This window comes from Nitrosomonas sp. H1_AOB3, assembly GCF_015709435.1.
GTDB classification, from domain to species: domain Bacteria; phylum Pseudomonadota; class Gammaproteobacteria; order Burkholderiales; family Nitrosomonadaceae; genus Nitrosomonas; species Nitrosomonas europaea.
On sequence record NZ_CP054389.1, the window covers coordinates 1795353 to 1806798 of the forward strand.

An 11446-nucleotide genomic window follows, 5' to 3' on the forward strand; every position below is an offset into this window, starting at 1 on the left:
AGAACCTGGTACAGACACTATGAAATAGCCGATAAACACTTGACCTGCAGGATACTCCGATGACTTCTTCCGTATCATTCCTTTTTGGTGTCCACGCCCACCAGCCGATCGGTAATTTTCCGGAAGTCGTCATCGACGCACATGAGCGCTGTTACAAGCCGTTTCTGCATACTCTGCACCGTTACCCGGAATTTCGTTTCGCTGTCCATTTTTCAGGCTGGCTGCTGGATTTTCTGTTCGAACATTATCCGCAGGATATGGCATTGCTGCGTGAAATGGTCACACGCGGGCAAGTCGAGCTGTTCGGCGCAGGAGATACCGAGCCGGTACTGGCAGCCATCCCCGAGCGCGACCGAGTCGGCCAGCTCAGAACCTTTTCGACCAAGCTCAAGAAAAAACTGGGCCAGCGACCGCAAGGCGCCTGGCTGACCGAACGTGTCTGGGAATCCACGGTCATTCCCGCGCTGACAAGATGCGGTATCCGTTACGTGATCGTGGATGACTACCACTTCATCTGTGCCGGCAAACGTAAAACGGAACTGGATGGCTTTTTCACCACTGAAGAAGATCGTCACTCTCTGGATCTTTTTCCGATATCAGAAGCCCTGCGCTACCGGCTCCCGTTTTCTCCCGCACAGGAAGCCATCGCCTATATCGAATCACTGACTGATCAGGCCACCACCGGACGTCAGCCCGCCGCGGTCTATTTTGATGACATCGAGAAATTCGGTATCTGGCCGGAAACCTATCAGTGGGTTTATGAACGAGGCTGGCTGGAACAATTCATTCAGGGTGTGCTCGCCTCTCCCCGTATCCGGATGCAACACTACCGGGATTACCATGCCGGCGAGAAAACCCGCGGCATCCTCTACCTTCCTACCACATCCTACATCGAGATGAACGAGTGGACGCTGCCTGCCGAGCCCGCTCACACCTATGCCGATCTGGTTCAACAGGCCAAGGCAGCGGGCTGGTATGAGCCCAACAAATCTTTTCTGCGTGGCGGAATCTGGAAAAACTTTTTTTCGCGTTACCCTGAATCCAACTGGATGCACAAGCGCATGCTCGGCCTTTCCGCACGTTACGCGCGGCTGCCGGCAAGCCAGCGCACGGATGCCATGCAGCAATGCCTGTACGCTTCCCAGGCCAACGATGCCTACTGGCACGGATTATTCGGCGGCCTGTATCTCCCCCATTTGCGACGCGCCGTCTACAATAATCTGATCGAGCTGGAAGCACTGCTCGATCAGTGCGTCCCCCGCACTGCCCGGTATCAGGAAGATATCGATCTGGATGGTATTGAAGAAATTCATCTGCAGAACGGAATCGTGCAAATCATCCTGAAACTGGATGGCAGCGCCAGTATCTGTGAACTCGACACTTACCCACTCAAACACAATTTTGCTGACACACTCACTCGCCAGACGGAACATTACTACCGTAAAATCCGGCTGAATTCCGGGGAAAATTCGACACATGACCAATCAGGGATCGCTTCGGCACATGATCGGGTCAGCTTCAAACATAAAATCGGTCATGCTGATCTCGAACCGGATCCGCATGCGCAATCTCTCTTCATCGACCGCCTGAACGGTGAATCATTACACTACCAGTTGCAACCCTCAACCCGGGAGGATGAAATCATTTTCCAGGCAGTGGCAGGCGCCGGGCTGATACACAAATACTTTCGGATTTCCGCCAACCGGTTGCTGGTAACGTATGAATGCACAAATGAAGTAGCAGGGCATATGCAGACGGAAATCAATCTGGCCATGCCCAGTTGTGACGGACCGGGGGGACGTTATGTCAGAGATCGTATCGCTCTGTCCGGCTTCGGGAGCGCCATCGAACTCGGCGATCTGACTGCACTCACGCTGGAAGATGACACACTGGGCGGCAATCTGTCACTCAAAATCAGCTCTGCAGCAACATTCCACGCCTGCCCTCATTTCACGGTTTCACAGTCGGAAGGCGGGTTTGAGAAAATCATGCAGGCGGCCAAACTGACATTGACCTGGCCGGTAACTACCCGCGAGCAACGCATCACCTTGCAATTCGACAAAAAAAGGTAAACATCCACCACCGGAGGTCATCTTCTCTCCCCGTCTTTATCCGGCAGGTGCTTTTCCCGCAGAACTTCTGCCGGATCCGCTGCGGAGGTCGAAAAACCGAATAAAGCGATATCAAGGGAACAGCACCATGTCAGAAGAATCCAGTCGTCTCGGACAATGTGATGAAGGCAAAGCCTCATGGAAGAAATGGGGGCCTTACCTGAGCGAGCGACAATGGGGCACGGTGCGAGAGGATTACAGCGACAATGGCGATGTCTGGAACCACTTCCCTCATTCCCAGTCAGGCGCACGTGCTTACCGCTGGGGGGAAGATGGTCTGGCAGGCATCAGCGATGACCATCAGCTGCTTTGTTTCGCACTGACATTGTGGAACGGGCACGACCCGGTGCTGAAAGAACGCCTGTTTGGCGTGACCAATCTGCAGGGCAACCACGGTGAAGACGTCAAGGAATATTATTTTTACCTGGATGCCACTCCCACCCACAGCTATCTGCAATACCTCTACAAATATCCGCAGGCCGCTTATCCCTACGAAGATCTGGTTACTACCAGCGAACGGCGTTCACGGCAGGAAGCGGAGTACGAGTTGCTGGATACCGGGATTTTCGATGAAAACCGGTATTTCGATATTTTTGTAGAATATGCCAAGGCTGATCCGGAAGATATTCTGATCCGGATCAGTGCTGTCAACCGTGGCCCTGAAACGGCAGATTTGCGAATACTGCCGACACTCTGGTTTCGTAATACCTGGTCGTGGGCGCCGGGTTTGGCCAAACCGGCGTTGTATCAGGAAGAAAACCAGGACGATTGCCGGATCATCCGTACTCAGCAAAACGAATCGGGAGATTACCGGCTGTATTGCGCGGATGCACCGACTCTGTTGTTCTGTGAAAACGAAACCAACACCTGTCGACTCTTTCATACAGACAACGCGAGCTCCTACACCAAAGACGGTATCAATAATCATATCGTCTGCGGCCAGAAAGATGCCGTCAACCCTGCTAACCACGGTACCAAAGCGGCGGCAGACTATGCCCTGAATATTCCTCCCGGAGAAACTCGCGTGCTCAGATTGCGCCTGCGCCGCGCTGAATCCTCCGCTCCCGCTACAGACAAAATTTTTGCCGGCTTCGATACGCTTATCGATCAGCGAAAAAAGGAAGCAGATGATTTTTACGCCTCCCTGTCCGGCGGCAGATTGAACAAGGAACAGCAGCGTATTCTGCGGCAGGCACTGGCTGGCATGATATGGACCAAACAATATTACGAGTTCGATGTGAAACGCTGGCTGAACGAGCACCCCCGACACAATGCACGCGATGCCGGCTGGGCGCACATGAAATGCCGGGATATCATTTCCATGCCGGATAAATGGGAATATCCATGGTTTGCTGTTTGGGATACGGCTTTCCACACTCTGCCGCTGGCGATGATAGACCCTGCCTTTGCCAAACAGCAGCTCGGCCTGTTCCTGGAAAACCGCTACCAGCACTCGAATGGGCAGATTCCGGCCTACGAGTGGAATTTCAGTGATGTAAATCCGCCAGTGCATGCCTGGGCTGTCTATATGGTTTATCAGGTGTGTCAGGATTACCATGACCAGAACGATCTGTCATTTCTGAAATCTGCCTTTGCCAGCCTGGAGCGGAATTTCAGCTGGTGGGAAACACATCGCGAACCGGACAAGAATGTATATGAAGGTGGATTCCTGGGTCTGGACAACATCGGTGTATTCGATCGCAGCATCGAACTGCCGACTGGTGGTCATCTGGAACAATCGGATGCTACTGCCTGGATGACCCTGTTCTCGCAGAATATGCTGCAGATCGCACTGGAACTGAGCCTCCATGATCCGGATTACGAACAGAGAGTACTTTCCTATTTGAATCGCTTCATGGCAACCGCTGCAGCCATGCAGGATATCAGCGATGAACATCGGGATATGTGGGACGACGAGGATGGCTTTTTCTACAATGTTCTGCGTTTTCCGGACGGTCACTCGACCCGCATCAAGGTACGCTCGCTGGTCGGGCTGCTGCCTTTATGTGCCGTGACAGTCATCGAACGAACCACACTGGACAAACTGCCACTGGTGGCAGAACATTTTGAGAATCTGGTCCGGCGCAGGCAATTCCTGGCTGATCACATCTTTTGTCCGACCACACCCGGAATCGAAGGCCGTCGCCTGCTGGCCATCGTAGATGAAGAGAAGCTACGCCGCATTTTGTCAAAAATGCTCGATGAACAGGAATTTCTGAGTCCTTACGGAATCCGGTCACTTTCCAGATACCATCTGGAACATCCTTACCAGTTTCACTGGAACGGACAGACTTTCACCGCAGACTACCAGCCGGGTGAATCCACTTCAAACATGTTTGGAGGCAATTCCAACTGGCGCGGTCCCGTCTGGGTGCCGATCAATATCCTGATCATTCGCGCGTTACTAACGCTATACGCCTACTATGGAGAAGATTTCCAGATGGAATGCCCCACTGGCTCAGGCAAACAATACAATCTGTTTCGGATTGCCAGAATGATTGCCGGACGATTACTCCATATCTTCCTGCCGGATGAACAAGGCAGGCGGCCAGTTTTTGGTAGCACAGAGAAATTTCAGACCGATCCCCACTGGCGGGACAATCTGCTGTTTTATGAATATTTTCACGGCGAAAACGGCTCCGGGCTGGGAGCCAGTCACCAAACCGGCTGGACAGGCGCATTGGCCGCCCTGCTCACGATATTTGGCTCTCTGGAGCAGGAAGAGCTGACAGAACTGGGTATGCAGGAAATCTCGGCCATCCTGGCGGGAAATAACGGTATCTGATGCCATTCAGCCAATCAATCTTTTCCTGCTGTCCAAAATGGCTTTCATCAAAATATAAGCAATCACAAAAGAAATATGCCTGGCAACTATGATTCGTACGAATGAACGCTGAATCTCACGTTCCCGTTCAAACAGCCATTGGCAGCATAAACAGCTTCGCACGCGGCAAGTTACCGTTAAAATAATCATCATTCCGCGTTCTGATACGGCGTTTACAGTCCCACGATTGGAGTTCAAAAATGTCCCTTGCCGAGTTTCGTGCCCAGTATCTGGTGCGCTTCTGGTCTCCCATTCCAGCACTGCTGGCGCTGGGAGTGGCTTCTGCTTATTACTTCGCCATTACCGGTACTTTCTGGGCCGTCACCGGCGAATTCACCCGCTGGGGCGGGCATATTGCCGCGCTGCTCGGCTTCTCCCCGCAGCAATGGAGTTATTTTCAACTGATCGGCCTGAACGGCTCTCCACTCGAACGCATCGATGGCGTCATGATCATCGGCATGTTTGCCGGTGCGTTATGTGCTGCGCTGTGGGCTGGCAATGTGCAACTGCGCTGGCCGACCAGCCGGCGCCGGCTGGCGCAGGGACTGATCGGCGGAATCATCGCCGGCTTTGGCGCACGCCTGGCGATGGGCTGCAACCTGGCGGCCTTCTTCACCGGTATCCCCATGTTCTCACTGCACGCCTGGGCCTTCATGCTGACCACGGTAATCGGTGCCTGGATTGGCGTAAAACTCTGCCTGTTACCATTTCTGCGCACACCACTGCGTCTGGATACGGCACCCAGCTCACTATTCGCTGATACTGCCAGCCTGGCGCGACGTGCCCGCCTGCAAAATCGCCTTGGTCTGCTGATTGCCGTACTGGTGCTGGGTTTTGCTGCCTGGCGCTTTGAGACATCGCTGGTTCTGGGCCTGGCAGTACTGTTCGGGGTGTTTTTCGGAGCAGTGATCGAACGCGGGCAAATCTGTTTTACCAGTGCTGCGCGTGATTTGTGGACTACCGGGCGCACCCGCATCGCCTACGGTATTCTGTTAGGCATGGTGGTAGCCTGCCTCGGTACCTTCGGTGCAATTGCCCTGGGCGCAACACCCAAAATCTTCTGGATGGGCCCCAATGCAGCCCTCGGTGGATTGCTGTTCGGTATCGGTATCGTGCTGGCCGGTGGTTGCGAAACCGGCTGGATGTACCGGGCGATGGAAGGCCAGGTACATTTCTGGATAGTTGGTATCGGCAACGTCATCGGTGGCACGCTGGTAGCCATCTTCTGGGATGAGCTGGGCGGTGCACTGGCCCTGCCCTATCCGAAAATCAATCTGCTGGAGTACCTGGGAGCAGGCACCGGCCTGTTACTCAGTCTGGCCGGCCTGATGCTGGCGATGCTGCTGGTATACCTCAACGCCCGACGTTTTGCTGTCAGAGAAGGCCTTGCACGATGAATCATAATCATCAACCGGATTTATCACTGGATTTGCGGGGTGAACATTGCCCGTACAACGCCATTGCCACCCTTGAAGCCCTGGCCGATATGACGGCCGGCCAGGTGCTGGAAGTCATCACCGACTGTGCCCAGTCAGTCAACGGTATCCCTGAAGATGCGCGCGCCAAAGGTTATGACTGCCTGGCAGTAGAACAGCACGGACCGCTGTTTCGCTTTCTGATCCGCGTGCCCGGTTAATCACTCACACGTGGTACGGATCAGAAAATCAGGATAAATACCGTTCACCCGGCACAAATCGTACCTCGATCAACTACACAGCCCGGATCAATCAGCCGGTCCGTGCCGGGATAGATGTAATTTATCCACTGCCTGCATCACCAGAGAATAAACCGCAGGCACCACCACCAGTGTCAGCAATGTCGAGGAAATCATGCCGCCGATCACCGCGATGGAAAGTGGACGATTGGTTTCGGCACCGGCACCCAACCCCATCGCTGCAGGCAGCAACGCCAGAATGACGGTCAGTGAGGTCATCAATACTGGCCTCAACCGAACCGGACAGGCTTCTCTCAGTGCGTCATCCACAGATTTACCCTGTTCACGCAGTTGATTGGTCAAGTCGATCAGCAGAATCGAGTTTTTTGCCACCAGACCGATGAGCAGCACCAGACCGATCATGGAAAATATGTTGAGCGAGTTCCCCGTCAGCCACAAGGCAAAAATACCGCCGATGATTGCCAACGGCTGCGCCACCATGACGATGAGCGGCTGCAAAAAGGAATTGAACTGGCTGGCCAGTACCATGTAGAGCAGAATCAGTGCAAGTGTAAAAATGAACAGTGTATTTGTCATCGTTTTGGCCAGCTCTTCCGCCTGCCCGGTCATTTTCACCGTATAACCCACTGGCATGAACTCGGCGGCCTGCTGAAATACCATATCAGTCGCATTGCCCAGCGAGAATGCCGGGTTGGCATAGAACATTGCCGCATATTGCAGGTCGAATCGTCCGATTACTGCAGCACCGAGGTTATCACGGAATTTAGCAACCGTATCCAGCCTCACCAGCTCATTTCCGGCGCTTCTCAAATAAACTTTTTTCAGATCTTCGAGCTGATTGAACCGGCTTTCCTTACCCTTGATTCTGATCTGGTAACGTTGCCCATCCCCTGGTTCATCACTGAACCGGGCCACATCCACTCCGCCGGTAAACATATTGATTGCCATGGCGACATCAGTAGCCGAGATACCGAGACTGGCGGCTCGTGTCCGATCCAGATCCACTACCAGTTGCGGCAAATCGAGGTCGAGATCCAGATCCACCTTACCCATTCCTGGTATTTCACCGAGCCGCCGCTGCATTTCCTTGGCCAGTCGACCCACTTCCTGCAGATTGGGACCGGTCAGATTGAACTGCAATTTCTCCGGGCGCTGGCCGCGCACGATGGCGACCGGTGCAGGAAATGCCCGTACACCCGGGATTTTGTCGAAACGTTCCCTCAATTCGCGAATCAGCATTTTCTGGGTCATGGTACGATCATTGCGGTCATACAGGCGGACATTGACGAATCCTCTGTTCACCTGGCCATCCTGCCCAGCTCCGACCATGCCAAGATAACTGATCACTTCCGAAGGATAGGAAGCCAGTACACCTTCGATCAACTTGAGACGGGAATCGGTATAGTCGATACTTGAACCCAGCGGTGTTCTGAAAGTAATCATGAATACCCCCTCATCGGCCTCCGGGGAGAGCTCCTTTTCCACCTTGCCAAAAAAGAAACTGCTGCTCAGTACCGTAAGGGTAGTAATCAGGATGACCTTCCAGCGATGTTGGATGGAAAACTCGAGCAACGAGCCATATATCCGATCCATGCGATGAAACCAGTTATCCAACCAGTGATAGAGGCGCCCGTGTTTACGATCGACTCGCAAATAACGCGAGCAAAGCATCGGCGTCAGTGTCAGGGAAACCAGCAGGGAAATCAACACACCAAACGTGACGACCACCGCAAACGATTTGAAAAATTTGCCGATGATGCCATCCATGAAAATGACCGGTGCAAATATGCAAACCAGTGACAGTGTGGCCGCAATCACGGCAAATACCACTTCATGGCTGCCTCTGACCGACGCAGCCGCCGTATCCACCTTGCCATACCTGGCCTGATCCCGGCTCATGTGCCGGAAAATACTTTCCAGCACGACGATGGCATCATCCACCACCACCCCGATCAGCAACAGCAATGCCAGCAATGTCATGGTATTGAAGGTGAATCCTGAGAAATACATCACCGCAACCGCTCCCAGCAGCGATACTGGAATGGCTGTCGCAATGATCAGCGTAGATCGGACCGAACGCAGGAACAGCCAGACGATCAGCGCAGCCAGTAACGTCCCCTCGATCAGGTGTTCCTGCAGTGAATTCACCAGTTCCTTGATAAAAATCGCATCACTGGTGGAAACACCGATACGCATTCCGGGTGGCAGGCTGGGAACGATATCTTCTTTCAACCTGCGTTCAACTTCCTCGATGATGGCCACTGTGTTGGCATTCGAAACCTTGACGATTCCCACTCCCAGCGAAGGTTGGCCATTAAAGCGTGCCACCTGGCGATAATCAGCCAGCTCATCTTCGATCTCTGCAATTTCCTTCAGCCGGATCGGAGCACCATCACGATAAGCCACGATCAGGTTACTCATATCCTTTAAATTATGGAATTCCAGATCGAGCTTGATCAGCCTTTCTGTATTCCTGCCCACCAGAAAACCACCCGGCAACTGGATGTGCTCGCGTCGGAAAGCACTGATGACATCACTGGCAGCCAGATTATAGGAGGCCATGCGCTCGGGCAGGATATTGACACGTATGGTGCGATCACGGCGTCCGCCAAGACGAACCTCACCGACACCATCGATCGTTTCCAGTTTTTTCTTGATGACGTTGAAACCATACAGATTGAGCTGCTGCAGGGTACGATCCCCCTGCAGTGACAACCACATCACCGGCTGCGCGTTGGTTTCGATCTTGCGCACGACCGGCGGATCAGTATCATCCGGCAATCGCCGCAGAACCTGGCTGATATTCGCCTGCACCTCGTTATAGGCAACATCGATATTCTTGTCCAGACTGAAGGTAATGGTGGTGACCGAAACACTCGGTGAAGAGCTGGATTGCACATGCTCGATGCCGGGAATGGTATTGATTGCCGTCTCGATGATGCTGGTAATACTGGCATCGACGATATCGGGATTGGCTCCGATCAGAGTCGTCGTTACCGAAATCATGGGAAATTCGATATATGGCCAGCGGTCCACACCGATACGCTGATAACTGATTACGCCCAGCAATACCAATAACCCGGAAACCATCCACGCCAGTACATGGCGTTTGATCGACAGCTCCGGCAGTGTCATGAATCAGCCTGCACTGACATTTCTTTTTGTACAGAAATTCTGGCACCATCCGTCAGAAAAGCGGCACCATCGAGCACGATCTGCTCACCCGCCTGTATACCATCAATGATTTCGACCATGCCATCCTGCCTCAATCCGGTACGCACCACCCGCTGATGAGCTTGTGCCTGATCCTGGCTGATGGCATACACCACTTCGCCTGCCGGTCTCAATACTACGCTCTGCTCCGGCACTACCACCACATTCTCGCGCACACCGAGCACGACCACGCCACTGACACTGGCACCCGTATGCCAACCAGGCTGATCCTCCACGTCAGCCAGTACGTCTATCGCCCGGTTACCTGCACCGATGGCAGGCTTCAATTCTCTGATGCGAGAAACGATCTCGACACTGGAAGTAGGCGTATTCAACCGAACTTCCAGACCCGGCCTGATAGATGAGGCAATGCTTTCGGGAAATGGCAAATGAGCACGCAAACGCTGATTGCTGATGATCTGGAACAATGGATCACCCACCTTGACATAATCTCCCTCAGCAACCAGCCGGGATTCAACCGTTCCATCCACAGGGGAAAGCAGGCGTGTCTTGGATTGATTATGTTCAATCGAGGCCAACCGGGATTTGGCACCTTCCAGCTGCCGGCGTAAAGCAATTTCCTGGGTCTTGACATCATCCAGCACGATCTGGGAAATGAAATTCCGCTCGACCAGCCGGGCATTACGCTCAACCGAACGTTGCTGGTTTTCCAACAGAGCTTCCAGCCGGGCGACTTCACTGAGTGCTTCCCGTCGCTGCAACTGGTAATCGATCGGGTTCAGCAAAGCAATTTCCTGCCCTTTCTTCACATGCTGACCTTGACGCACCAGCACCTTGAGTACCCGCCCGGAAACTTCCGCTGCAACGGTCGGATCCATCATCCCCTCCAGCGAGCCAATGGTTTCTTCACGTACTTCCATCGAGATCTGTTCAGCGGTAATCACACTGACCGAGGGCGGGCTGGCGACTTTTACCGTCTCCTCCTGCTTGCCGCAGGCAGATAGCAATAGCACCAGAGCCATGCACAGCAATTTTCCTGCTCTATTCAACATCAAGTCGACCCTCTCCTTGCAATACACATGAACAAATCGGCAACCCGGAGCGTTCTACCGGACCAAGATAAATAACTGGAGATATTATCAAAATATGTCTTCCATCTGCTTAAAAACAAGTAAATGTTCTACCCGCTGTTTCGACAGATAAATCAGAATCAGGAAATGGAACCGGAAGGATGGGAAAAAAGAAACGATTGGGCTGGAACGGGGCAAGCCGGAAAGAATAAAATGCACCCTGGAGAAGACTTCCTGCTGCAAGACCTTTTGTTGCGGATTTTTTACTACTGATATTCCCGCCAGTCAGGCAAAACTGGCAGAGATGATACTTAGATAAAAGAAACTGCGCAGCGATACAACTTCTGCGCAGTTTTTCAGTGCAATCAATGTACAGCCGGTGAAAAGTATGCTGAAACCACAATCAACGAAGCCAGTACCGTCATAATCAATACGACGGCAACCATCATTTTCCTAAAGGTTTCAGTATCACTACCTTTTACTACTTCGCTCATTTTCATTACTCCTTTTCGTTTAAACCCGGGAAAATCATGCACCCGATCGGCTCACATTTCATTGATTTATGTCAATAAATGTATTAGAAACAAAACAG

At 52.8% G+C, this 11446-nt stretch carries 7 protein-coding genes; 4 read left to right on the top strand and 3 right to left on the bottom strand.

Features of this window, described 5'->3' with window-relative positions; translation table 11 throughout:
• Positions 1 to 59: 59 nt before the first annotated feature.
• The 4 genes from HRU73_RS08470 to yedF all read left to right on the top strand — a co-directional run bounded on the left by HRU73_RS08470 (position 60) and on the right by yedF (position 6571).
• Entirely contained in the window at positions 60 to 2072 is a 2013-nt protein-coding gene (locus HRU73_RS08470) for an alpha-amylase/4-alpha-glucanotransferase domain-containing protein (protein ID WP_287398406.1), read from the top strand.
• Positions 2073 to 2199: 127 nt separating this feature from the next.
• Positions 2200 to 4896: an MGH1-like glycoside hydrolase domain-containing protein gene (locus tag HRU73_RS08475; RefSeq protein ID WP_287398407.1), complete on the top strand. Its 2697-nt coding sequence runs from the start codon at positions 2200 to 2202 to the stop codon at positions 4894 to 4896.
• Positions 4897 to 5099: 203 nt separating this feature from the next.
• The gene (gene yedE, locus HRU73_RS08480) at positions 5100 to 6332 is read left to right on the top strand and encodes a selenium metabolism membrane protein YedE/FdhT (protein ID WP_287400049.1); all 1233 of its coding nucleotides are present in this window, start codon (positions 5100 to 5102) and stop codon (positions 6330 to 6332) included.
• Positions 6329 to 6571, top strand: coding sequence for a sulfurtransferase-like selenium metabolism protein YedF (gene yedF, locus HRU73_RS08485; RefSeq protein ID WP_011112551.1), 243 nt, complete (start codon positions 6329 to 6331; stop codon positions 6569 to 6571). The genes yedE and yedF overlap by 4 nt, the downstream gene beginning before the upstream one ends.
• 87 nt (positions 6572 to 6658) lie before the next feature.
• Here yedF and HRU73_RS08490 read toward each other — a convergent pair whose 3' ends face one another.
• The 3 genes from HRU73_RS08490 to HRU73_RS08500 all read right to left on the bottom strand — a co-directional run bounded on the left by HRU73_RS08490 (position 6659) and on the right by HRU73_RS08500 (position 11348).
• On the bottom strand, positions 6659 to 9745 hold the full coding sequence (locus HRU73_RS08490) for an efflux RND transporter permease subunit (RefSeq protein WP_287398408.1): 3087 nt from the start codon (positions 9743 to 9745) through the stop codon (positions 6659 to 6661).
• Positions 9742 to 10836: an efflux RND transporter periplasmic adaptor subunit gene (locus HRU73_RS08495; RefSeq protein WP_276677765.1), complete on the bottom strand. Its 1095-nt coding sequence runs from the start codon at positions 10834 to 10836 to the stop codon at positions 9742 to 9744. The genes HRU73_RS08490 and HRU73_RS08495 overlap by 4 nt, the downstream gene beginning before the upstream one ends.
• Positions 10837 to 11219: 383 nt before the next feature.
• Positions 11220 to 11348: a hypothetical protein gene (locus HRU73_RS08500; RefSeq protein WP_256335824.1), complete on the bottom strand. Its 129-nt coding sequence runs from the start codon at positions 11346 to 11348 to the stop codon at positions 11220 to 11222.
• Positions 11349 to 11446 lie beyond the last annotated feature (98 nt).